This is a genomic window from Streptomyces sp. NBC_00425 (assembly GCF_036030735.1).
GTDB lineage: Bacteria > Actinomycetota > Actinomycetes > Streptomycetales > Streptomycetaceae > Streptomyces.
In genome coordinates this window covers 4,724,303-4,748,523 of the sequence record NZ_CP107928.1, presented here as the reverse complement: position 1 = coordinate 4,748,523, position 24,221 = coordinate 4,724,303, and the positions used below count along the sequence as shown (strand labels likewise).

Genomic DNA, 24,221 nt, shown 5'->3' with positions numbered 1-24,221 from the left:
CCCGCCTCAGGCCAAAGCGAGCTTTCACGCGCACTCCCAGTAAGAGGTGGTAGGGAGCCGTCACGCTAACTGACTCTCTGTAGTCATTCTGGTGCGACATGCGGTTGATGTGACATTTGCACCCGTCCGGGATGCGTGGTCCGTCGCTCTCGGCTACGGTGCCGGGCGTGAAGCCGGGGGCGGGAAGCCGGGCGCGTGAAGCCGGGCGCGTGAAAGGGCCCCCGCCTTCTCGTCGGCGGGGGCCCTTTCACGTGACTGCCGGAGGCGTCGGGGTCCGTCCTAGAACGTGCCCAGCTTCACGATCGACAGCAGCGCGATCAGCTGGATCGACGACGCGCCGAGCGCCTTCGGCCACGGCAGGTCGTGGGAGCGGCTGACCATCATGGTCAGCAGGGCGCCGGCGGCCACCCACGTCGCCCAGCCGAGCAGCTGCACGAACGACGCGTCGCCGCCGAAGAACATCGCGACGACCAGCCGCGGTGCGTCAGTCAGGGACATGATCAGCATGGAGAGGCCGACGGTGGGCTGCCATGCGCCGTCACCGCCGAGCTGACGGGCCAGCGTGTGGGTGACCACGCCCAGCACGAACGAGCTCAGCACCATCGCGACGGCCGTCGTCAGGACGATCGGGATCGCGTTGGAGAGCGTCGCGTTTATGGCGTCCGAGCGGGCGCCGTCGAAGCCGAAGACCGCGAGCAGGCCGTAGAGGAACGTGACGACGAGGGCGGGGCCCCACATCGTGTAGTCCCGCATCTGGTGGAAGGTCTGCTGGGGGGCGAGGACGATGCCCTTCAGCAGCGCCTTCCAGTGCAGGCGCGGACCGACCGGGCCGGCGGGCGCCGCCCCGGCGTGGTAGGTGCCGCCCTGGTTGTACTGGTCGTACTGCTGGTGGTCGTCGATCGAGAAGGCCTGGGTGTGGCCCGGGTTGTTCGCGGCGTACGGGTCGTGCGGGACGCCGCCGTGTCCGCCGTGTCCGCCGTGTCCGCCCGGGGCGCCGTACGGCGCGTCACCGCCGAAGTACTCCGGCTCGTCGCCGCTCCGGCCGCCGTGGCCGCCGCCGTTCGCCTGCGGCCACTGGCCGCCGCCCGCGCCGCCGTACTGCGGGCGCTGCGGGTACGGCTGCTGGGCCGACGGGTAGCCGTAGGACGGCCCGGGGGGACCCGACGGCCCCGCGGGACCCGACGGCCCCGCGGGACCCGACGGCCCCGCGGGACCCGACGGTCCTGAGGGCCGCGACGGTCCCTGGGGCGCCTGCTGCCCGTACGGAGGGTGTTGCGGTCGCGTTTGCGGGGCTCGGTTGTCCCGGCCGCCGCGTCCGATCCTGAATCCAGCCACGTCTTCGAACGTACCTGCTCCCGCGGGGTGACGTGCCGGGGCCGCCGTTCGCGCACGGCTTTGCTGCCGACCTGTGACATCCCCTAAGGGGAGTAACGGGGCTGGAGTCGGTGGTTCTTCAGGGAGTGTCACGGGGTGTCGTAGGGGTGTGGACGCACGGCGGAGGGGAACGGCGACGCCCCCGCGTCCGGGTGGGACACGGGGGCGTCGGCAGGGCCGTCCGGGTTGCTCACCGGCCGGTTCACGGGCCGGTGCGCGGGTCACTTCACCGGCTGGGGCTCCGGCTCGCTCTCGGTCTCCGACTCGCCCGCCGGGGGCTCGTCGTCGACCGGCGTCTTGACCGACTCCAGGAGGAGCTGGGAGACGTCCACGACCTGGATGGACTCCTTGGCCTTGCCCTCGTTCTTCTTGCCGTTGACCGAGTCGGTCAGCATGACGAGGCAGAACGGGCAGGCGGTGGAGACGATGTCGGGGTTGAGGGAGAGGGCTTCGTCGACGCGCTCGTTGTTGATGCGCTTGCCGATCCGCTCCTCCATCCACATCCGTGCGCCGCCCGCGCCGCAGCAGAAGCCGCGCTCCTTGTGGCGGTGCATCTCCTCGTTGCGCAGACCCGGGACGCTCGCGATGATGTCGCGCGGCGGCGTGTAGATCTTGTTGTGCCGGCCCAGGTAGCAGGGGTCGTGGTACGTGATGATGCCCTCGACCGGGGTCACCGGGATCAGCTTGCCCTCGTCCACCAGGTGCTGGAGCAGCTGGGTGTGGTGGATGACCTCGTAGTCGCCGCCGAGCTGCGGGTACTCGTTGCCGATCGTGTTGAGGCAGTGCGGGCAGGTGGCGACGATCTTCTTCGCCGACTTCGGCTTGGCGGACTCCGGGACGACCTTGCCGTCGTCGTCCAGCTCCTCGCCGAACGCCATGTTCAGCGCCATGACGTTCTCCATGCCGAGCTCCTGGAAGAGGGGCTCGTTGCCGAGGCGGCGGGCGGAGTCACCGGTGCACTTCTCGTCGCCGCCCATGATCGCGAACTTGACGCCCGCGATGTGCAGCAGTTCGGCGAAGGCCTTCGTCGTCTTCTTGGCGCGGTCCTCGAGGGCGCCGGCGCAGCCGACCCAGTACAGGTACTCGACCTCGGTCAGGTCCTCGATGTCCTGGCCGACGACCGGCACCTCGAAGTCGACCTCCTTCAGCCACTCCAGGCGCTGCTTCTTGGCCAGGCCCCAGGGGTTGCCCTTCTTCTCCAGGTTCTTGAGCATCGTGCCCGCCTCGGACGGGAACGCGGACTCGATCATCACCTGGTAGCGGCGCATGTCGACGATGTGGTCGACGTGCTCGATGTCGACGGGGCACTGCTCGACGCAGGCGCCGCAGGTGGTGCAGGACCACAGGACGTCCGGGTCGATGACGCCGTTCTCCTCGGCGGTGCCGATGAGGGGCCGCTCGGCCTCGGCGAGAGCGGTCGCGGGGACGTCCTTGAGCTGCTCCTCGGAGGCCTTCTCCTCGCCCTCCATCGTCTTGCCGCCGCCGGCCAGCAGGTACGGGGCCTTGGCGTGCGCGTGGTCGCGCAGCGACATGATGAGGAGCTTGGGGGAGAGCGGCTTGCCGGTGTTCCAGGCGGGGCACTGCGACTGACAGCGGCCGCACTCGGTGCAGGTGGAGAAGTCCAGCAGGCCCTTCCAGGAGAACTGCTCGACCTGGGAGACGCCGAAGACGTCGTCGTCGCCGGGGTCGGTGAAGTCGATCGGCTTGCCGCCGGACGTCATCGGCTGCAGACCGCCGAGGGCCGTCCCGCCGGTCGCCTCGCGCTTGAACCAGATGTTCGGGAACGCCAGGAAGCGGTGCCAGGCCACGCCCATGTTGGTGTTGAGCGAGACCACGATCATCCAGATGAACGAGGTGCCGATCTTCACCATCGCGGTGAAGTAGACCAGCGTCTGGAGGGTGGGGACGCTCAGTCCCTTGAAGGCCAGCACCAGGGGGTACGAGGCGAAGTACGCGGCCTCGTAGTGGTCCACGTGGTGGATCGCGCCCTCGAGGCCGCGCAGGGTGTAGATGGCGAGGCCGATGGTGAGGATGACGTACTCGACGAAGTACGCCTGGCCCGCCTTGGAGCCCGCGAAGCGGGACTTGCGGCCCGGACGCGACGGCAGGTTCAGCAGGCGGATCACGATGAGCACGGCGATGCCGAGGATCGTCATCACGCCGATGAACTCGATGTACAGCTCGAACGGCAGGAACTCGCCGATCCAGGGGAGTGTCCAGTCGGCCTGGAACAGCTGGCCGAACGCCTGCGCCAGGGTCGGCGGCAGTGTCAGGAAGCCGATGGCGACGAACCAGTGGGCGAAGCCGACGATGCCCCAGCGGTTCATCCGCGTGTGGCCGAGGAACTCCCGTACCAGGGTCACGCTGCGCGCGTAGGGGTTGTCGGTCCGGGCGCCGGCCGGGACCGGCTGGCCCAGTTTGAAGTACCGGACGAACTGACCGATGGCGCGTGCGAGCAGCGCGACGCCGACCACGGTCAGGACCAGCGACACGATGATCGCGGCGAGTTGCATTCGGGGGCTCCTCGGGCCTGCGAGGGGACTTCGATCAGAGATTACTAAGCGGTAACTTATGCAGTCCGTCTGAGAGTACCCCTTATTCTGCGTCGCACTGTAGCGGGGGGCGGAGTGATCTGAGTCGCTGAGGGTTGCCTCAGAAACAAGGCGCAATCCGGCCGTGTTATTCGTACCAAATTGGTACATTTATGACTAATTTATATCCGTGCTCTACGGGATCGCTGCCGCCACCGCCGCCCTGCTCCTCGCCGCCGTCCTCGCCGCGCTGCTGCGCGTGCCCGCCCTGCGTCTCGGTCTGACCGACCGACGGCAGCGACAGCGGCGCGTGCCCCTGTCCGGCGGCGCCGCCGTCGTGCTCACCACCTGTGCCGTCGCGGCCGCCGGCGACCGGACGGGCGTCGCGCCCCTCGGGGACGGCATCGAGGTCCTGCTCGTCGCGGCCGGCGCCGTCGCCGCGCTCGGGCTGGTCGCGGACGTGTGCCGGCTCAAGACCCGCTTCCTGGTCGTCGGCACGGCCGTCGCGGCGACCTTCGTGGTGCCGTACGGGGAGATGTACGGGGACGCCGGGACGGTCGCCGGGGTGGTCTCCGCGGCGGTGGGCGTCGGCTGGATCACCTTCGTCGCCCTCGCCTTCCGGGCGCTCGACCACGCCGACGGCGTCGCCGGGACGGTCGGCGTGCTCACCGCGTTCGGGGTCGCCGCGTGTGTCGCCGTCGAGGTCATGGACGGTCTGGTGGTGCTGCTCAGCGTGCTCGCCGCCGCGCTGACCGGCTTCCTGATGCACAACTGGCCCCCCGCGCGTGTCGCCCTGGGGGCCTGCGGCTCGCTCTTCGCGGGCTTCCTGCTCGCCTCGGCCGCCGTCTTCGCCCGCGCGGGGCACGATCCGGTCGTCGGCGCCGGGGTGCTGTTCGCGCTCACCGCGGTCGGCGGAGCGGACGTCCTGCTGGTGGCGGTGTCGCGGCGGCTGGCCGGACGGCCCCTGCTGCGCGGCGCGCCGGACCATCTCGCCCACCGGCTGCGGCGGCTCGGGCTCACCGCCCAGGGCGCGGCCGTGCTCCTCGGTCTCGCGGCCTTCGGCGCGGTGCTCACGGGGGTGCTGGTGCACGCCGCGGTGGTCGACGTGCAGGCGGTGTCATGGGTCGCGGGCGGGGCACTCGTCGTCGTGCTCGGGCTGCTGCGGGTCCCGGTGTACGGGCCGCCACGCGCGCGTGGACGCCGGCTCCGGGGCGCCGGCCGCGCCCGGCGGACGCCGCAGGCCCGCGCCTCCCGGGAGGCGCGGCGCGCGCCCGTGTATGCGCCGCGGCGTCAATCCGAGGGCCGCGCACATCACCCGGAATCCGGTGAACGACGGGCGGGACGCGCTGTGTCGACGCAGGTCAACGGATCCTTGCGTGTAAGGAACGGATAAGAGTTGAGTGCGTTCGACTCAGGTCTGTTGACCGGGCGGTGAGCTTCGTGCACACTTGAGTCCGTTCCACTCAAGTCAGCTGGAGGAAGATCACCATGGCACGTGCGGTCGGCATCGACCTGGGCACAACCAACTCCGTCGTCAGCGTTCTGGAGGGCGGCGAGCCCACCGTCATCACCAACGCCGAGGGTGCCAGGACCACGCCGTCCGTCGTCGCCTTCGCGAAGAACGGTGAAGTCCTCGTCGGCGAGGTCGCGAAGCGGCAGGCGGTCACGAACGTGGACCGGACCATCCGCTCCGTGAAGCGCCACATGGGCACGGACTGGACGATCGAGCTCGACGGGAAGAACTTCAACCCGCAGCAGATGAGCGCCTTCATCCTGCAGAAGCTCAAGCGCGACGCGGAGGCCTACCTGGGCGAGAAGGTGGCCGACGCGGTCATCACCGTCCCGGCGTACTTCAACGACTCCGAGCGCCAGGCGACGAAGGAAGCCGGCGAGATCGCCGGTCTCAACGTCCTGCGCATCGTCAACGAGCCCACCGCGGCCGCGCTCGCGTACGGCCTCGACAAGGACGACCAGACGATCCTCGTCTTCGACCTCGGCGGCGGCACCTTCGACGTGTCCCTCCTGGAGATCGGTGACGGCGTCGTCGAGGTGAAGGCCACCAACGGCGACAACCACCTCGGCGGCGACGACTGGGACCAGCGTGTCGTCGACTACCTGGTGCAGCAGTTCAAGGCCGGCCACGGCGTGGACCTCGCCAAGGACAAGATGGCGCTGCAGCGTCTGCGCGAGGCCGCCGAGAAGGCGAAGATCGAGCTGTCCTCGTCCACCGAGACCTCGATCAACCTGCCCTACATCACGGCGTCCGCCGAGGGTCCGCTGCACCTGGACGAGAAGCTCACCCGCGCCCAGTTCCAGCAGCTGACGGCCGACCTTCTGGAGCGCTGCAAGACGCCGTTCCACAACGTCATCAAGGACGCCGGCATCAACCTCTCCGAGATCGACCACGTCGTTCTCGTCGGCGGTTCGACCCGGATGCCCGCCGTCGCCGAGCTCGTCAAGGAGCTGACCGGCGGTCAGGACGCCAACAAGGGCGTGAACCCGGACGAGGTCGTCGCCATCGGCGCCGCGCTCCAGGCCGGTGTCCTCAAGGGCGAGGTCAAGGACGTCCTGCTCCTCGACGTCACCCCGCTGTCCCTCGGCATCGAGACCAAGGGCGGCATCATGACCAAGCTGATCGAGCGCAACACCACGATCCCGACGAAGCGTTCGGAGATCTTCACCACGGCCGAGGACAACCAGCCGTCGGTGCAGATCCAGGTCTACCAGGGTGAGCGCGAGATCGCGGCCTACAACAAGAAGCTCGGCATGTTCGAGCTGACCGGTCTGCCGCCGGCGCCCCGCGGCGTCCCGCAGATCGAGGTCGCCTTCGACATCGACGCCAACGGCATCATGCACGTGACCGCGAAGGACCTCGGCACGGGCAAGGAGCAGAAGATGACGGTCACCGGCGGCTCCTCGCTGCCGAAGGACGAGGTCGACCGCATGCGCCAGGAGGCCGAGCAGTACGCGGACGAGGACCACCGCCGCCGCGAGGCCGCCGAGGCCCGCAACCAGGGCGAGCAGCTCGTCTACCAGACGGAGAAGTTCCTCAAGGACAACGAGGACAAGGTCCCCGGCGAGGTCAAGACCGAGGTCGAGGCCGCCGTCGAGGAGCTGAAGGCCGCGCTCAAGGGCGAGGACACCGCCGAGATCCGCACGGCCACCGAGAAGGTCGCCGCGGTCTCGCAGAAGGTCGGCCAGGCCATGTACGCCGACGCCCAGGCCGCGCCCGGCGCCGACGCCCCGCAGGGTGACGCCCCGAAGGCCGACGACGACGTCGTGGACGCCGAGATCGTGGACGACGAGCGCAAGGACGGTGCCGCGTGACGGAGGAGACCCCGGGCTTCGAGGAGAAGCCCGACGTCCCCTCCGGCGCCACCCCTGAAGACGCCGAGCCGAAGGCCGCCTCCTCGTCCGCTCCGGCGGACGGGGCGGCCCCGGCCGGGGACGCGAACCAGACAGCCGGTCTGGTGGCCCAGCTGGACCAGGTGCGCACCGCCCTCGGCGAGCGCACCGCCGATCTCCAGCGCCTCCAGGCCGAGTACCAGAACTACCGCCGCCGGGTCGAGCGCGACCGGATCGCGGTCAAGGAGATCGCCGTCGCGAACCTCCTGACCGAGCTCCTGCCCGTGCTCGACGACATCGGCCGCGCGCGGGAACACGGCGAGTTCGTCGGCGGCTTCAAGTCCGTGGGCGAATCGCTGGAGACCGTCGCGGCGAAGATGGGCCTGCAGCAGTTCGGCAAGGAGGGCGAGCCCTTCGACCCGACGATCCACGAAGCCCTGATGCACAGTTACGCACCCGACGTCACCGAGACGACGTGCGTGGCGATTCTGCAGCCGGGGTATCGGATCGGCGAGCGCACCATCCGCCCCGCGCGGGTGGCCGTCGCCGAACCGCAGCCCGGCGCGCAGGCGGCGAAGGGCGACGAGGCGGAGGCGGGCGACGACAAGGAGAGCGGTGGCCCGGACGAGGGCTGAGCTTGAACGGATGAGCAGGCGGAAGGAGGGACGTCGAGGATGAGCACCAAGGACTTCATCGAGAAGGACTTCTACAAGGTCCTCGGCGTCCCCAAGGACGCCACCGAGGCCGAGATCAAGAAGGCGTACCGGAAGCTCGCCCGCGAGTACCACCCGGACGCCAACAAGGGCAACGTCAAGGCGGAGGAGCGCTTCAAGGAGATCTCCGAGGCGAACGACGTCCTCGGCGACCCCAAGAAGCGCAAGGAGTACGACGAGGCACGCGCCCTCTTCGGCAACGGCGGCTTCCGTCCGGGCCCGGGCGCGGGCGGCTCCTTCAACTTCGACCTGGGCGACCTCTTCGGAGGCGGCGCCCAGGGCGGAGGCGCCCAGGGCGGCTTCGGCGGCGGCATCGGGGACGTGTTCGGCGGCCTGTTCAACCGCGGCGGCGCGGGCACGACCCGTACCCAGCCCCGGCGCGGCCAGGACATCGACACCGAGGTCACGCTCACGTTCACGGAGGCGATCGAGGGCGCGACCGTCCCGCTGCGGATGTCCTCGCAGTCCCCGTGCAAGGCGTGCTCGGGAACCGGCGACAAGAACGGCACACCGCGCGTGTGCCCGACCTGCGTCGGCACCGGCCAGGTGGCCCGGGGCTCGGGCGGCGGCTTCTCGCTGACCGACCCCTGCCCCGACTGCAAGGGCCGCGGCCTGATCGCCGAGCACCCCTGCCTGGACTGCAAGGGCAGCGGCCGTGCCAAGTCGTCGCGGACCATGCAGGTCCGCATCCCCGCGGGAGTGACGGACAACCAGCGCATCCGGCTGCGCGGCAAGGGCGCCCCGGGCGAGCGCGGCGGCCCGGCGGGCGACCTCTACGTGGTCGTCCACGTCGGCGCCCACCCGGTGTTCGGCCGCAAGGACGACAACCTGACGGTGACCGTGCCGGTGACGTTCACCGAGGCGGCCCTCGGCGGCGAGGTCAAGGTGCCCACGCTCGGCGGCCCGTCGCTGACCCTGAAACTCCCGCCCGGCACGCCCAACGGCCGCACCATGCGGGCGCGCGGCAAGGGCGCTGTCCGCAAGGACGGCACCCGCGGCGACCTGCTGGTCACCGTCGAGGTGAGTGTCCCGAAGGACCTGTCGGGGAAGGCTCGTGACGCACTGGAGGCGTATCGCGAGGCGACCGCGGGCGAGGATCCGCGGGCGGAGCTGTTCGAGGCCGCGAAGGGAGCTTGAGAGTGATGGACGGCCGTCGGCGTAACCCGTATGAACTGACTCAGGAGACCCCGGTCTACGTCATCTCGGTGGCGGCCCAGCTCTCCGGCCTGCACCCGCAGACCCTGCGTCAGTACGACCGTCTGGGCCTGGTCTCCCCCGACCGCACCGCCGGCCGGGGCCGCCGTTACTCGGCCCGCGACATCGAACTGCTGCGCACCGTCCAGCAGTTGTCGCAGGACGAGGGGATCAACCTCGCCGGCATCAAGCGGATCATCGAGCTGGAGAACCAGGTGGCCGCGCTCCAGGCCAGGGCCGCGGAGCTGGAGGCCGCGCTCGACGGCGCGGCGGCGGCCATGCAGCAGCGGGAGGCGGCGGTGCACGCCTCCTACCGGCGGGACCTGGTGCCGTACCAGGAGGTGCAGCAGACCAGCGCGCTGGTGGTCTGGCGTCCGAAGCGGCAGCATTCGACGCCCGACTGAGACGCACCGCCCGAACGAGGCACGGAACGGGGCCCGGAGGTTTTCCTCCGGGCCCCGTTCCGTGCGGCGGTCGGACCGCGGGGGTGTACGAGTCAGCCGGTCGCCGTCGGCCGGGCGGTCCGGGTCACCGGTGGGTTCCCGGCTGCTGTCCGGGCCAGTTCGCGGGCGGCCCCTGGGTCCAGTCGCCGCCACCGCCGGGCTGGTGCGGGTGCCCGTACGACGGCCACTGCGGCTGCTCGGGCTGCTGGGGCGCCGCGGGCTGGAAGCCGGGGGTGTAGGGCTGCGCGGGCGCGGCCGGATACGGCTGCTGCCCGGCGGGCGCGTACGGCTGCGGCGGCGCCGCGGGGTGGGCGGTGGGTGCATACGGGTGCTGCGGCGCGGCGGGGTAGGGGTGCTGCGGCGCGGGGTGGTGCGCCGGGATCTGCGTCGCGGGCGCCGGGTCGAACTGCGGGAGGGGCGCCGTGCTGACCCGGTCCAGCAGGACGATGTTGGGGTTGCAGTCGGCGGGGTGCACGAGCACGGCGCCGCCGGCCCGACGCTCCACCACCAGCAGACTGAACTCGGCGAGCGCCTGCAGCTGCGTCGGCTCCAGCACGTACTCGTAGACGCGCTGCCGTCCGGTCGCGAGGCTGGTGCTGTCGCTGTCGCCGGTGGTGCGGGTCGTGGACTCGTTGCTGGTGTGGGTGACGCTGGTGGAGGTGCCCGTCGTCGTGCTGTGGCTGCCGCCCGAGCTGGTGGAGGACGACGACGAGAACGGGTTGGATCCGCCCTGGTAGCTGGTGGAGCTGCTGCTGCCCCAGTTGCGTCCGCGGGTGACGGACTCGCTGTGGGTCGTCCCCCTGCTGACGGAGGAGCCGACCGTCTCGGCGACGGAGGTGTTGACGGTCCTGCCCTCGGTGTCGGTCAGCGAGTGCAGGACGAAGGAGTGCTCGCGGCCGATGAAGTCCGCAGCGACGTTGGCCTCCTGGTGGTTGCCGAGCTTCATGAAGGCGACGGTGCCGCCGCCGATCATCTGCTCGGCGGCGTCCCTCAGGTGCGGCTGCAGCAGGACGAGTGGGGACCCGCGGCGCTCGCAGACCTGCGCCAGCTGTTCCAGGTGGCGTCGCTGCAGGCCCTGCTCGCCCAGCGCCACGAGCACGGCCGGAGCGGTCTCCTGGAAGGAGGCCAGCCGCCGCGTCACGCTCTGCACGGCCAGGTCGGCCAGCAGTTCCGTGCTCGCCGAGCCCGCGCCGAAGTCCAGGGCGAGACAGGTGAGATAGCCGGGGCCGCGCCCCTCGCGGGCGGTGCCCAGCCGCTCCAGCGGGTGCACGAAGGAGACCAGGCGGAAGAGGCTGTCCCGCACCTGGTCCTTGTTCTTGTCGTTGAGCAGGTCGTCCGCGATCCGGTTGCGTTCGTCCCGGCCGAGGCAGGCGGTGTCGTCTGCCTCGCCCATCAGGACGCGCAGTCCCGCGCCCAGCCGGGCCACCGAGACGTCGTCGCCGAGGGCGCCGCACAGTTGGGTGAGGATGCGGGTGTCGACGGCGCGATCGGCGCGGCCCGCCTCGGGGCTGTCGCCGTGGACCGCCTCGACCAGCGCGTGCACCAGCTCGTGGGGGCCCAGCCCGCCGACGATGCTGCTCTCGGCCATCCGGCTGGGCAGCAGCTGGACGTCGACGGGCACTCCGGCGGCCTCGGCGAGGACGGACAGCTCCCGGCACACCAGGGCCTGCGTCAGATCGACGACGATCACCGGCCGGTCCTGGAGCGTGGAGGCCCCGAAGACGGTGAGGAAGCCCTCGCGGCCGCGCTGGCTGCCGCCGAAGACGTCCAGGCGCCGGATGTCGGCGCCGAGGGGCAGCGAACCCCACGCGTCCAGGCCGCGGACCCACTCCTCCTGCCCGCTCTCGTGGTGGTGCCGGCGCTGCTGCCACATCTGCCAGGAGGACTGGAAGTGCTGCTCCAGGGCGGCCTGTTGGGTGGTGAGGTGACCGGTGGCCGAGCTGAGCCGCTGGGCGGCGAGGGCCATCCGGGCGAGGGCGACGACGATCGCGACGACGCCGAGGACCGCCATGACGGGTCCGGCGAAGTAGCTCAGCACGAAGCAGGCCGCAGCGACACCGCCGCCGACCTTCAGGGCGGATCCGCGTCGTTCCTCGTGGTCGAGCCGTGCGGCGGTGGCCCGGTTCTCGTATCCGACCTCCACCTGCTGACGCCGGGGTTCCGGCTCGACGAACGGCCGGCGCAGCGACTCGGGGTCGCGGTGGACCCAGCCGAGACGCGGACCCGCGTCGAAGAGGCGCAGGTAGCGGCCGAGCTGTCCGGTCTCGGTGCTTTCGACAGTCATGCGTGAGGCTCCCGGCCTGTCAGGCGACGAAGGTCTCGAGCGCGCGGATGCGCTGGTGGAGCGGCGGATGCGAGGACATGAGCCGGGCGACGGGGCTCTCCTTGCGGGCGGCGTCGTCATGGCCCTCGGCCTGCCAGCCCGCGAACACGGAGATCAACAGGGGTCCGTACCCGAGCTGACCGGCGAACCGGTCCGCCCGCAGTTCGCCCTGCCGGCCGGCCCAGGCGAGCAGGAACGGGATCGCGTAGAGGACGACGGCGGGCGGGAAGGCGAGGAAGGTCGCGACGGCGAAGGCGCCGAAGACGACGACGAAGACGCCGGCCGCCAGGCAGGAGAGTTCGGCGGTGAAGAAGAACAGGAAGCGCGTCACGAACTTGACGACGGTCATGAACATCCGGACCGGCACGGCGTACCAGATGCCGAGCAGCAGGGCCCAGGAATGACCGCCGACGTGATGCCCCAGCTCGTGGGCGAGGACGGCCGCCAACTGCTGGGGCGGCTGCCGCATCGCGCCGCGCGTCACACCGACGATGTGCCCCGCGGCGGCGGAGGCGTTGAGCTCGTCCGTGTCCTCCAGCCACAGTGTGTACTGGCTGCCGTCGATCCCGGCGCGGCGCGTGACGTCGTCCCAGATCGGCTGGAGCGCGGCCAGTTCGGCGCCGGTGGGCGGCCGCATCTTGAACAGCAGCCTCGCGAGGCCGCGTTCGGTGGGCCGGTGGAACACCAGGGCGCCGGAGGCCAGCCAGGCGACCACGAGGACGACGTCCAGACCGCTGGGCAGAGCCTGGGAGATCAGCCACACCACCAGGAGACTGCCCAGGAAGAGCGGCACGTTGAGCAGCAGCCTGGCCACCGAGGTGGCGTCGGCGCTGCGGCGCACCTGCGGAACGCCGGGAGCGTTCGGCACCGGCGCGTACGGCTGCTGGGGATACGCCAACGGCGGTGCCTGGGACGGCGCCTGCTGCGGATGCTGCTGCGGCGCGAATGACTGCTGGGGTGCGAAGGGCTGCTGGGGTGCGAACGGATGCTGCTGCGACGCCGCGTGCGGGGGGTGCTGACCGTACGCGGGCGGCTGGGGCGTGAACTGGGGCGGCTGAGCCGTCGTGTGGTGCGGAGCCTGCTGGTACGGCGGCTGCTGGTACGGGGGTTGCTGCGGTGGCGCGGCCTGGTAGGGAGGCTGCTGGTACGGGGGTTGCTGCGGTGGCGCGGCCTGGTACGGCGGTTGCTGGTACGGCGGTTGCGGGTACGGCGGTTGCGGGTACGGAGGCTGCTGGTGGGGCGGCGCGGCCTGGTACGGCGCCTGCTGCGGCGGGACGGGAGGCGCGGGGGGACCCGGTGGGTAGGCCGGATCCTGCGGCGGACCGGACGGGGCGTCGGGATGCCCGGGGCCCCCGTACCCGTACGGGTTCTGGGGTTGGCGAGGGTCAACGGGATGGGTCATATGGGTTCGCCCTGAGGGAGATGGGCACCATGAAGGCGCTCACTTGTGGACAGGTGAGAAATGACCGTCCCGCGGACGGCAGAAGACATGCCTCTGATGATTGAACTCGCCCCCGTGGCCGCCGAAGCGGATGTCAGTCATTGATCAGCAGCCGACACATGGTGCACGAATCGACTTCCCAAGTCCACCTGGAATGAGGGGAAGTGACGTCACAGTTGCAAGGCTTGGCCGCGTTCACCGCTGCCTCTAGGGTGGTGCCGCAAGATCGACAACGGGGGAGACGTTGCCCAGAAGACCGCTCGCGCACGAGCCCGTCACCATTCCCCGGAGCGAACCCGCCGAGCAGCGGCGAGAACGCGCCGGACGCGCCGAACACCCCGCACCTGCCGGACGCGCGGGAAGTGCCGGACGGACCGAGCGGATATGACGGACCACGCACCGGGCGGCGGCACATGGCAGCGGTTCGCGAGCCTGGAGACCGCGCTGCTGCGCGAGGTCCCGCGGCAGCGGCCCTCCGAGGACCGGCCGTCCGGCGGTGAGGACGAGCTGCGCGCGCAGCGCCTCGCCGCCCTGGTCTCCGCCCATCACGCCCCGCACCCGCACGACCCGACGGGCGGCGCGGTGCTGGTCGGCTGGGCGCGGACGGCGGCCGACGGTCCGCTGGACGTCCTCGTCGGCGGCGCCGACCTGCTGGGCGGCCGCACGGACCCGGCCGACGGGACGGCGTCCCTGCTGAGGCTGCCCGCGGGCGCGCGTGGCGTGCGCCGGCCGGCGGGCACGGCGGCCGCCCTGATGACCGCCTTCCCCTGCTGGAGCGCGGTCGCCGGCGTGTCCGACGGACTGCTCGTCGACGACGAGCCGAGGCCGGTGGACACCGCGTCCGCCCGCCGGCGGCCCACCCTGGAGGACTGTCTCCTCGGGGTGTGGCAGGAGCCCTTCGCCTGGCTGGTGTTCGCCGAGCCGGTGCCGCCCGCGGAGCTCGGCGAACTCACCGGTGACGTGGCCGACGAACGGCGCAGGGCACAGGCCAAGGCGGAGAGCTCGCCCGAATACGCCATCGCCGCGGCCCGACTCGAGCGCCGCCACAAGGAGCTGGCCAAGGCGTCGGCCACCGGACTGTGGCGCATACGGCTGCTGGCCGGCGGCCGGACGCCCGAGGAGGCGACCCGGGTGGCGGCGCTGCTGTGCGCTTCGGCGGACCTGGAGGGTTTGCCGTACGCGCTGCGTCCGACCGGGCGGGTCGGCGACCTGGCCACCGCCCTCGGCGGGGCCCTCCCGGCCCCGGAGGAGTACCCCTGCCTCGCCGGTTCGGACCTGCTGGCGGCCCTGGCCCGGCCGCCGGCCCAGGAGATTCCCGGCGTACGGTTCGCCCTGCGCCCGGAGTTCGACGTCACCCCCGAGACCTCGGACCGTCCCGCGCCGCCCGGGGCGGCGCCCGTCCGGCTCGGCTCCGTGCTGGACCGCAACCGCAGTCCCGTCGGCGCCCTCGAACTGACCCGCTCCACCCTCAACCGGCACACGTTCGTGTGCGGGGCGACCGGCGGCGGCAAGTCGCAGACCGTACGCGGCCTCCTCGAGTCGGCGACGCACGCGGGCATCCCCTGGCTGGTGGTGGAACCGGCCAAGGCCGAGTACCGCTTCATGTCGGCGCGGCTCGGGGACGCCGCCGAGGTCGTGGTGGTCAAGCCGGGCGATCCGGAGTCCCTCCCGGCCGGTCTGAACCCCCTGGAGCCGTCCGCGTACACGAACGGCGAGCGCTTCCCGCTCCAGACGCACCTGGACATGGTGCGCTCCCTCTTCCTGGCCTCCTTCGACCCGCAGGAACCGTTCCCGCAGGTCCTGAGCGCCGCGCTGACCCGCTGCTACGAGGATCTGGGCTGGGACCTGACGCTCGGCGAGCCGACGTTCCCCGGCGCCGAACCGCGCTACCCGACCCTCGAGGACCTGGAGCACACGGCGCTGCGGGTCGTCGCGGACATCGGCTACGGCAAGGAGGTCGCCGACAACGTCCAGGGCTTCATCAGGATCCGCCTGGCGGGTCTGCGCCTCGGCACGACCGGCCGCTTCCTCGAGGGCGGCCGACCGCTCGACTTCGGCGAGCTGCTGAAGCGCAACGTGGTCTTCGAGATCGAGGACGTCGGCGACGACAAGGACAAGGCGTTCCTGATGGGCACGATCCTCATCAGGCTCGTCGAGTATCTGCGCATGGAACAGCGGGTCACCCGTCGGCTGAGCTTCCCGCTGCGCCACCTGACGGTCTTCGAGGAGGCGCACCGCCTGCTGCGCCGCGCCGAGGAGGGCGGCGCGAGCGCCCACGCCGTCGAGATGTTCGCGGGCCTGCTGGCGGAGATCCGGGCGTACGGCGAGGGGCTGGTCGTTGCCGACCAGATCCCGAGCAAGCTGCTGCCCGACGTCATCAAGAACACGGCGGCGAAGATCGTCCACCGGCTGCCCGCACAGGACGACCGGGAGGCGGTCGGCGCGACGATGAACATCACGCGGGCCCAGTCCGAGTACCTGGTCACGTTGCGGCCGGGCGAGGCGGCCGTCTTCACGGACGGCATGGACTATCCGCTGCTCGTGCGGATGCTGGACGGGACGGACCGCGAGGACGCGGGGGCGATCAGGCCGGCGTCGGCGGCGGGCATGACGGGTCCGCGCAGTCGCGCGTGCGCGCCCGACTGCTCGACGGCCCCGTGCACACTGCGCGACCTGCGCCGGGCCCAGCGGCTGACGGAACAGGCCGAACTGCGGGTCACGCTGTGGGCCGAGATGACGGTGGCGGCCCATCTGCTGGGCTGGACGACGCCGTTGCCGGGCGAGGCGATGCGGCGCGAACTGGAGCCGTACCGGGGCCGCCTGCTGGACTGCGCCATCGGCCAGGCCGTGGACGCGGCGGTGCACAGCCGGGCCGGCGCTCCTTCCCGCCCGGGCGCGCTCGCCGAGCATGTGGCGGCGGCGATGCGGGCCCAACTGGACGGGCTGGACCCGTGCCCGGTCGGCGAGCCCCGCTTCAAGGCGCGGAAGGGGACGCGGACGCGGGTGTACTACCACGGGCGTCACGAGCCGTCGGTGCTGGAGGGGATCGTGGGCTGCGCGGACACGTCGCAGGAGTGGCGCGGCCGGTTCGCGCGCACGCTGTCGTGCTTCGCACGCTCGATCCGACGGCCGGACACCGCCGAGAGCAGCACGGGGGACGGAAGTGAGTGAAATTCACGAAAGCGAACGTCCGGTGGCTCCGGATCTGCCTCCGGTTCTGCCTCCGGAGCAGACCGACGGCCCGCCGGGTTGGCGGGCGGAAGCGACGGGAGAGCCCGAGGAACCGAGGGGTGACGACTCCGCGGCGTCGCCGGACGCCCCCTCCCGAGACCTGAGCGACCGGCCGCAACAACCGGAACAACCCGAGCAGGCGGAGCAACCGGAGTCACCGGACGAGGCACCCGAAGCACTCGAAGCGCCGGAGGAACCCGAGGAGTCCGAGGCGCCGGAGGAACCGGGGGAACCGGGGGAACCGGGGGAACCGGGGGAACCGGGGGAACCGGGGGAACCGGGGGAACCGGGGGAACCGGGGGAGCCGGAGGAACTCGAAGCACCGGAGGAGCCGGAGGAGCCGGAGGAGCCCGAAGCGTCGGGGGCACCGGAGGAACTCGCGGAGTCCGAGGGCGCACGCGCTGAGAGTGCGGAGAGGGAACCGTCGGATGCCGACGGCGACGCGGAGGCGGACGGGCCCCGGACGACGGTGGACGAGGCCGGTCTCGCGGCTGCGGAGAGCAGCGCCCGCGACCGGGCCACCGGAGAACCCGATGAACTGTCCGGGGACGACGACGTCGACGTGCGGGCGGAGGAGCCGGCGGAAGAGCCGGCGGAGGCGAGCGAGACACCGGACGACGAGCCGGAGCAGCCGGAGCCGTTCGAGCCGGCGGACCCGGCAGACGCGGCGGAGCCGTCTGAGCAGCCGGAGCCATCTGACCCGGCGGACCCGGCGGAGCCCTCTGAGCTGCTGGAGTCGTCGGATTCGCCCGCGCCGGCGGACCCGGCAGACGCGGCGGAGCCGTCTGAGCAGCCGGAGCCATCTGACCCGGCGGACCCGGCGGACCCGGCGGACCCGGCGGACCCGGCGGACCCGGCGGAGCCCTCTGAGCTGCTGGAGTCGTCGGATTCGCCCGTGCCGGCGGACCCGGCGGAGCTGTCGGAGCCGTCGGACGAGGACGCCGCGCCGGACACGGTCGAGGAGGGCGAGGGGGCCGTCGGAGGCGAAGAGGCAGGCGAGGGATCGTCGGAAGAGCAGGCCGGTGAGGACGCAGAGGCCCAGGACGAGTCGGCCGGGGCGGCGGAGGGCGCGCCGGCGGACGAGGAGGCCGACCAGTCGTCGGGACGTGGCCTCATGGGGCGTTTCAAGGATGCCGTCGCCGCGGTGCGGGGCCCGGACAAGCCGACGGAGGTCCAGTCCGTCGTGGACCGGCCGGACTTCCACAACCCGCAGGCCCTGAACGCGCGTCCGGATCGGTACGGAAATCCGCTGGAACGCGAAGACGGCACGCGTGTCCCGCTGTTCGACGGTGCGCCGCGACGGGAGCAGACGCACCAGGGCAGTATCGGCGACTGCGGCATGATCTCCACCATGGGCGCCGTCGCCGGACATCTGCCGGACACCATTCGCGACGCCGTGCGGGAACGCGAGGACGGCGACTACGAGGTGACTCTTCACGAGACGAAATACGCGGCCTTGCGGGGTCGCTACGAGCCGACCGGGCGGCCCGTCCGGCTCACCGTCACCCCCGAACTGCCGGTGTTCTCGGAGGAACCCGGAAAGGCGGGGTTCGCGCGGACGGCCGAAGTGGGAGTGGCCTGGCCGGCGATTCTGGAGAAGGCGATCGCCGGCGTTGACCAGACATGGGACGACGAACGCCGGGCGAAGTGGGACCGGCAGCACTCCCAGGCGGATGCCGGCACCCGGGGGTATGTGCGACTGGACAACGGCAGTTACGGCAACGAGCGTGCCGAGGTGCTCACCCAGCTGACGGGCCGCCCCTCGTCCGTCGTGGAATTCCCCAGCGGATACGACATGCAGGGACGCAGCGCGGACCGTCAGCTGATCGAGGACATCCGGGGGAAACTCGCGGACAACTGCCCTGTTCTCGTGGGTACGGTGTCGACGAAGAGAAGCGAGGCGCCCCTGGCCAAGGACCTCATTTCGGGGCATGCCTACGAGGTGACCGAGGTGGACGACCGGGGCCACTTCCACCTGAGGAATCCACACAACATCAACCACCCCGAAGAACTGACGGTTTCCGAGTTCAAGAAATACATAAAGCCCAGCTATGTCACACTGGAGTGATGGTCATGTCCGAAGTCAGGCTCGTCCACGGAATTCCCGCGTTCGAGGACGGGATTCAATTCGGGGTCATTCATGTGGACGCCCGTCCCGGGGTGCCGCTGACGGTGCGGTTGGGAGTGGCTGCGGACGACGAGCGCAGGTACACCCTCGAAGTGGGTGACTCCTTCGCCGTCCGGGCCGAGAACTGGAAGGTCGACCGGGTGGAGAACCCCGGCAGCGACGACTGGTGCGTCGTCCTGAAGAAGACCGACTAGGCGGGTCGGGTCGCCGCGGGGGCCGGCGCCGACGCCGTCGAGGTCTCGGAGAGGTCCTCGTCGGCCCGCGGCCGCCCGCGTCGGCCCTGCGGTTCCTTGGCCCGCCCTTAGCCCGATTTGTCCGGTCAGACCTTTTCAGGGCCTCCGCTTCGTCTCCATGTGTCTTCACACCCTGAGCGGAGTGTGACGTTGCTCCTTCGTTAAGCGGTTCTGCTTGACGACGGCGGTCGCCGCCGCGTTGGCTTCTCAGATACCCGGGTCACCAATGCCGCACCCCGGTCCGCAACGCCCCGAACGCACCTGAAGTGAGCACCCGAAATGCGTCGTATCGCCATAGCCGTCGTCGCCTCCGCGATGTCCCTCTCACTTGCCGGGTGCGGGATGCTGGGGGCCTCGGAGAAGACCGGCAGTGCGACACCGACCCGGAGCAACGCGATCACGGTGGGCGTGCTGATGCCGGAGGAGACGAACACCCGGTACGCGGAGTTCGACTACCCGATCATCAAGAAGAAGGTCGCGGCTCTCACGGAGAACCAGGGCAGGACCGACTACGCGAACGCCGCCTCGGACGAGAAGACCCAGGACCGGCAGATGCAGAAGATGATTGACGACAAGGTCGACATCATTCTGCTGGACGCCGTCGACGCGAAGGCGATCGCGCCCATGGTGAAGAAGGCCAAGGAGGCGAACATCCCGGTCATCGCCTACGACCGCCTCGCCCAGGGCCCGATCGACGCGTACGTCTCCTTCGACAACGAGCTCGTCGGCGAGGTGCAGGGACGCAGCCTCGTCGAGGCCATCCCGAACGTCGACGTCTCCGACAAGATCGTCATGGTGAACGGCTCGCCCGCGGACCCGAACGCCGGCCAGTTCAAGGCGGGCGCGCTCAGCGAGATCAGCGGACGGGTCACGATCGCAAAGTCGTACGACACCGACAAGTGGAGCCCCGAGGTCGCCCAGGCCAGCATGACGAAGGCGATCGCGGCGATCGGCAAGTCCAACATCGCCGGCGTCTACTCCGCCAACGACGCCATGGCCGGCGGCATCATCAAGGCCCTGGAGGCGGCGGGCGTCAAGGACACCGACCTGCCCCCGATCACCGGTCAGGACGCCGAACTGCCCGCCGTGCAGCGGATCATCACCGGCGAGCAGTTCATGAGCGTCTACAAGCCCTACCCGGCGATGGCCGAGGCCGCCGCCGAGGCCGCCGTCGCCAAGGTCCAGGGACGTGACCTCCAGTTCGAGGCCCTCACCCGCGACACGGTCGACAGCCCGACCAACAAGGCCATTCCGGCCAAGCTGGTCACGGTGGTCGCGCTGACGAAGAAGAACATCCAGCAGACCGTCATCGCGGACGGCATCTACAAGGCATCCGACATCTGCACCGCCAAGTACAGGTCCGCCTGCGAGGCCCTCAACCTGATCTGAGCCTTCGGCCGACGCCCGCCCCTGCGGCTGCGGCGGGCCCTGGCGAAGACCCCGGCGAGAAGATCACCGGCCCGGCGCATACCGCGCCGGGCCGGTGCTCGCTTTCCCCCGTGGTTCCCCCGTGGTTCCCCCGTCCTCGCCCCCCTCGGGCTGCCCGGCCGGACTCCCCCGTGGCCCGGCCGGGTCGGTTGCGTCTCCCCCGTGTGCGGAGCACCCGGGGGGAAGCGGAATCAACGATGCACCGCAGCAGCCGTCCTGCACCACCGTCAGCTTGTTGCAACGTGAGGGGAGGAGGCTGGGAGAAAATCGCACAGACGGGTGGTTTTTCCAGCCTCGGACCGGAGGAGCCGTGTTGCGGACCTCGTCCGGGCCGCGCATAGTTGCGCTCCGGAAGCGGCGTACGGCGGGGGTGGGATGCGCGATGGCCAGGCACGGGGCGCAGGAGCATCCACACGGTGCCGACCGACTGTGCGAGGCCGGGGATCGCGTGTATTCCCGGGCCGTACGGCGCGGTCGGGTGGCACGCACCGACTCCGAGGCGGTTCCCTGCCTCCTGGAGCTGGCCCTCCTGCACCCGGACCCCGACGACATGGAGTGGCTGGTGCCGACCTCCCCGCAGGAGGTCATGACCCGTCTTCTGCGCGGAGTCTACGACGAGGTGAGCGCCAGTCAACGGCGGATGGGCTCGGCGGTCGCCGCCTTCGAGTGGTACGCCGGTCTGGGCGGTCCCGCGCGCGGCACGAGCGCCGGCGAGGGCACGGCCATCCGCGTCCTGGACGGAGCCTCACGCATCCAGGCCGCCCTCGACGCGGCGACCGAGGCGTGCACGACCGAGGTGCTCACCGTGCAGCCCGGCGGCATCCGGCGTGAGCACGAGCTGTCGGAGGGCCTGCACCGCGCGCTGGAGCTGCGTGGCCGCGGTGTGCGCATGCGGGACCTCTACAACCATGTCGCCCGGCACGGTCAGGGCCTGCTCAACTACCTGGAGCTGATGGGCGACACGGTCGAGGCGCGCACCCTGGACGAGGTCATCGACCGGCTGATCCTCTTCGACCGGACGGTCGCCTTCATCCCCGCCAACACCGACCGCACCATGGCCCTGGAGCTGCGCCACCCGGCCCTGATCTCCTACCTGGTGACGGTCTTCGAGCGGCTCTGGCGGCTGGGCGTCCCGCTGACCGCTCCGCTCCCCGACACCCGCATCGAGGGCATCTCGCACCGCGAGCAGTCCATCGCCGCGCTGCTGGCGGAGGGCCACCAGGACGCGGTGATCGCCGAGCGGCTCGGCATCAGCGTCCGCACCTGCCGGGCCCATATCGCCCGGCTCTCGGAGACCCTGGGCGCGGCGAGCCGGACCCAACTGGGCGTGCGCATAGCCCAGGTGGGCCTCGACCGTCCGTCGGGAGAGGGCGAAGGTGCGGCGGGGACGGGAGCGCCGGGCGGGGCGACGGAGAGCGCGAGCGCGCCGCACGGGCCGACGGAGACGGGCGGGCCGGGTGGAGGGGCGACGGAGAGCGCGAGCGCGCCGCACGGGCCGGCGGAGACGGGCGGGCCGGGTGGAGGGGCGACGGAGAGCGCGAGCGCGCCGCACGGGCCGACGGAGACGGGCGTGTCGGGCGGGGCGGCGGGGACGGGCGCCTCCGTCGGTGCTCCCGCGCCGGGATCCGGTTCTTCCGCGGCGCCCGCCCCGTCGTAGGCCACCGCTGCGGGCCGTCTCTTGAGCCGGCCACTGCTCCGGCCGCCTCACGGGCCGGCGCTCCGGCTATCGCTCCGGTTCCTCCTCCTGCTCGGGCGTCTGCGCGCGGCCGCGGCGCTGGTCCCGGTCGAGGATTCCCGACTGCCCGATGAGGTAGCCGAGTTGGGCGCGGCTCTCGCTGCCGAGGGTGGCGGCGAGCTTGGCGATGTGGACGCGCGCGGTGCGGATGTTCATGCCGAGGCGGTCGGCGATGACGGCGTCGGTGTGGCCCTCGACCAGAAGGGCCGCGATGGCCTGCTGCCGGGGTGTGACGCCGCCCCGGGACAGCCGGTGGACCGCCTGCGGGTACATCGGGAGGGCCAGCCGCCAGAGCCGGTCGAAGGTGGTGGTGAAGTAGGTCAGAAGGGCGGGGTGGCGGACTTCCATGGCCAGTCGGCCGTCCTCGCCGGCGGGGATGAAGGCGACCGTGCCGTCGATGACGATGAGGCGGTCGGTGACCTCGTCCAGGGTGCGCGCCTCCGCGTCCCCCCGGAGCTGCTCGTAGCGGGCCAGCACCAGCGGCTGGTGACGCTGGGTGTGCTGGTAGAGGGTGCGGATGCGGCAGCCCCGGTCGAGCAGGGCCTGGTCGCGGTCCATCGCGACGGGCTGGGCCCGCTCGCCGCGCGGGCCGCTGTAGTGGACGTGCGGCTGGATGCAGAGCACCTCGCTCGTCGCCTCGGCCATCGCCTCGGTGATGGCCTCGTTGATCCGCTCCGTGCCGCTGAGGATGCGCAGCGAGGCGGGGCCGGACGGCGCGGCGCTCTGTCCTTCGATGTGCATCATGGGCGCGAAGAGCGTCGACAGCCGTTCCTCACGGCGCCGTTCCTCGGCGATCCGGGCCTCCGAGGCGCGCAGCAGCCGGTGCAGGGCGACGGCCGGGGCCACCGGCTCGAGTTGGGCCAGGTCGTCCACGGTGGGGTGGAGCAGGCCGAGGGCGAGCAGGCACGGGGCCGCCGTCTCGGCCTCCTCGGTCTTGACGCGTCCGCAGCGCAGGGCCTGCTCGTAGAGCCGCGTGCCGGCGGCGCACAGGTCCTCCACGCCGTGGTCGGGGTGCGGCGGCGCGCTCACTGCGGTGCTCCCTGCGGTTCGTGGGCGCCGGACCGCCCGAGGGGCCGGCCGGCCGGGCGCCGGACGTACGGGCGCCGGCGGAGATACGGGCGCGGAGGGTGCGGACGCCGGGCGTGCGGACGCCGGGCGTGCGGGTCCCGGGCCGCCGCCGCGCACGGTTCCTCCGGGCCGTACCGGTGCTCCGGTGTCGTCATGCAAGACCTTCGTTTTTTCGGGCGGACGTCAGGGCTGCTGCTTGAGGATTCCCGACTGGGCGATGAGGAAGCCGAGTTGGGCGCGGCTGCCACTGCCCAGCGCGGTGGCGAGCTTGGCGATGTGGGCACGGCAGGTGCGTACGTTCATGCCCAGCCGGCGGGCGATCGCCTCGTCGACGTGCCCCTCGACCAGGAGCTTGGCGATGGAGTGCTGGATGTCCGTGATGCCGTCGGGCGCGGTCTCGTAGGGGGCGCCGGTGGCCAGCGGCACCGCGCGGCCCCACATGAACTCGAAGACCTTGATCAGGTAGCGGACGAGCCCGGGGTGCCGGAGCTCGAGGGCGACCTGGCCGTCGTCCCGGGTCGGGATGAAGGCCACGGTCTCGTCGCAGATGATCAGCCGTTCCACGAGTTCGTCGATGGTGCGGTACTCCACCTTGCCGTCGGTGAACTGCGAGACGTACGCCAGCGTCTCGGGGCTGTAGCGGGCCGTGTGCTGGTAGAGCGTCCGGATGCGGCATCCGCGTTCGATCAGCGGGCGGTCGCGTTCGAGCCCCTGGACGAGGGTGTGCTCGAGGCGGCGCCGGCTCGGCTGGACGGTGAGCATCTCGGTCTGGCACTGGGACGTGGCCAGGTCGAGCGCCGCGTTGATCCGGTCGACGCCCTCCAGCACCGTGATGGAGTGCGTGGTCGGCGTCGGCTGTGCGCTGAGGGTCATGAACGGCTCGAAAGCGTCGGCGAGTTCCACCGACAGCCGTCTGCGCTGCGTGATCTCGCGCTCGATCGGGTTGAGCAGCTGGGACAGGGCGATCGACGGGGGCACCGGACGGAGCCAGTTCGCGTCGTCGGGGTCCGCGTGGAGCAGGGCGAACTCCATCA

15 protein-coding genes and 1 pseudogene are annotated in these 24,221 nt (G+C 71.4%); 10 read left to right on the top strand and 6 right to left on the bottom strand.

From position 1 onward, the window contains the following. Positions 1-279 precede the first annotated feature (279 nt). Both OHS82_RS20340 and OHS82_RS20335 read right to left on the bottom strand, forming a co-directional pair. Positions 280-1,335, bottom strand: coding sequence for a Yip1 family protein (locus tag OHS82_RS20340; RefSeq protein ID WP_328434261.1), 1,056 nt, complete (start codon positions 1,333-1,335; stop codon positions 280-282). 260 nt (positions 1,336-1,595) lie between these two features. Further along, positions 1,596-3,887 (bottom strand): (Fe-S)-binding protein, encoded by a 2,292-nt coding sequence (locus OHS82_RS20335; RefSeq protein ID WP_057577953.1) that lies wholly within the window; start codon positions 3,885-3,887, stop codon positions 1,596-1,598. 208 nt (positions 3,888-4,095) lie between these two features. Here OHS82_RS20335 and OHS82_RS20330 point away from each other — a divergent pair, with 208 nt between their 5' ends. The 5 genes from OHS82_RS20330 (at position 4,096) to OHS82_RS20310 (ending at position 9,561) form a co-directional block, all read left to right on the top strand. After that, a complete protein-coding gene (locus OHS82_RS20330; RefSeq protein ID WP_328434260.1) occupies positions 4,096-5,298 on the top strand; it encodes an MraY family glycosyltransferase in 1,203 nt (400 codons plus the stop codon). Between the two features lie 95 nt (positions 5,299-5,393). After that, a complete protein-coding gene (gene dnaK / locus OHS82_RS20325) occupies positions 5,394-7,232 on the top strand; it encodes a molecular chaperone DnaK (RefSeq protein ID WP_057577951.1) in 1,839 nt (612 codons plus the stop codon). Then, positions 7,229-7,885: a nucleotide exchange factor GrpE gene (gene grpE, locus OHS82_RS20320; RefSeq protein ID WP_057577950.1), complete on the top strand. Its 657-nt coding sequence runs from the start codon at positions 7,229-7,231 to the stop codon at positions 7,883-7,885. The genes dnaK and grpE overlap by 4 nt, the downstream gene beginning before the upstream one ends. Before the next feature lie 39 nt (positions 7,886-7,924). Further along, positions 7,925-9,100, top strand: a complete 1,176-nt coding sequence (gene dnaJ / locus OHS82_RS20315; RefSeq protein ID WP_057577949.1) for a molecular chaperone DnaJ — start codon at positions 7,925-7,927, stop codon at positions 9,098-9,100. A 5-nt stretch (positions 9,101-9,105) separates the two neighbouring features. Further along, a complete protein-coding gene (locus OHS82_RS20310) occupies positions 9,106-9,561 on the top strand; it encodes a heat shock protein transcriptional repressor HspR (RefSeq protein ID WP_057578147.1) in 456 nt (151 codons plus the stop codon). Between the two features lie 124 nt (positions 9,562-9,685). Here OHS82_RS20310 and OHS82_RS20305 read toward each other — a convergent pair whose 3' ends face one another. Together OHS82_RS20305 and OHS82_RS20300 are read right to left on the bottom strand one after the other, a co-directional pair. Next, complete coding sequence (locus tag OHS82_RS20305; RefSeq protein ID WP_328434259.1) at positions 9,686-11,884, bottom strand: hypothetical protein; 2,199 nt, start codon at positions 11,882-11,884, stop codon at positions 9,686-9,688. Positions 11,885-11,903: 19 nt separating this feature from the next. Further along, positions 11,904-13,325: a M48 family metalloprotease gene (locus OHS82_RS20300; RefSeq protein ID WP_079041185.1), complete on the bottom strand. Its 1,422-nt coding sequence runs from the start codon at positions 13,323-13,325 to the stop codon at positions 11,904-11,906. Positions 13,326-13,748: 423 nt separating this feature from the next. On the opposite strand from OHS82_RS20300, the gene OHS82_RS20295 reads away from it, so the two are divergent. From OHS82_RS20295 to OHS82_RS20275, 5 genes and pseudogenes are all read left to right on the top strand, one after another. Beyond that, complete coding sequence (locus tag OHS82_RS20295; RefSeq protein ID WP_328434258.1) at positions 13,749-16,535, top strand: ATP-binding protein; 2,787 nt, start codon at positions 13,749-13,751, stop codon at positions 16,533-16,535. 529 nt (positions 16,536-17,064) lie between these two features. Continuing rightward, positions 17,065-18,663, top strand: a complete 1,599-nt coding sequence (locus tag OHS82_RS20290; RefSeq protein WP_328434257.1) for a hypothetical protein — start codon at positions 17,065-17,067, stop codon at positions 18,661-18,663. 5 nt (positions 18,664-18,668) lie between these two features. Next, the gene (locus tag OHS82_RS20285; RefSeq protein ID WP_157876335.1) at positions 18,669-18,917 is read left to right on the top strand and encodes a DUF6406 domain-containing protein; all 249 of its coding nucleotides are present in this window, start codon (positions 18,669-18,671) and stop codon (positions 18,915-18,917) included. Between the two features lie 318 nt (positions 18,918-19,235). Beyond that, a complete protein-coding gene (locus tag OHS82_RS20280) occupies positions 19,236-20,345 on the top strand; it encodes a sugar ABC transporter substrate-binding protein (protein ID WP_328434256.1) in 1,110 nt (369 codons plus the stop codon). 421 nt (positions 20,346-20,766) lie between these two features. Then, a pseudogene (locus tag OHS82_RS20275) lies at positions 20,767-21,747 on the top strand (LuxR C-terminal-related transcriptional regulator); the annotation flags it as partial. Positions 21,748-22,107: 360 nt separating this feature from the next. On the opposite strand, the gene OHS82_RS20270 reads toward OHS82_RS20275, so the two are convergent. Further along, a complete protein-coding gene (locus OHS82_RS20270) occupies positions 22,108-23,148 on the bottom strand; it encodes a helix-turn-helix transcriptional regulator (RefSeq protein WP_057577942.1) in 1,041 nt (346 codons plus the stop codon). A 222-nt stretch (positions 23,149-23,370) separates the two neighbouring features. Next, positions 23,371-24,219, bottom strand: coding sequence for a hypothetical protein (locus tag OHS82_RS20265; RefSeq protein ID WP_057577941.1), 849 nt, complete (start codon positions 24,217-24,219; stop codon positions 23,371-23,373). Between the last annotated feature and the right edge of the window lie 2 nt (positions 24,220-24,221).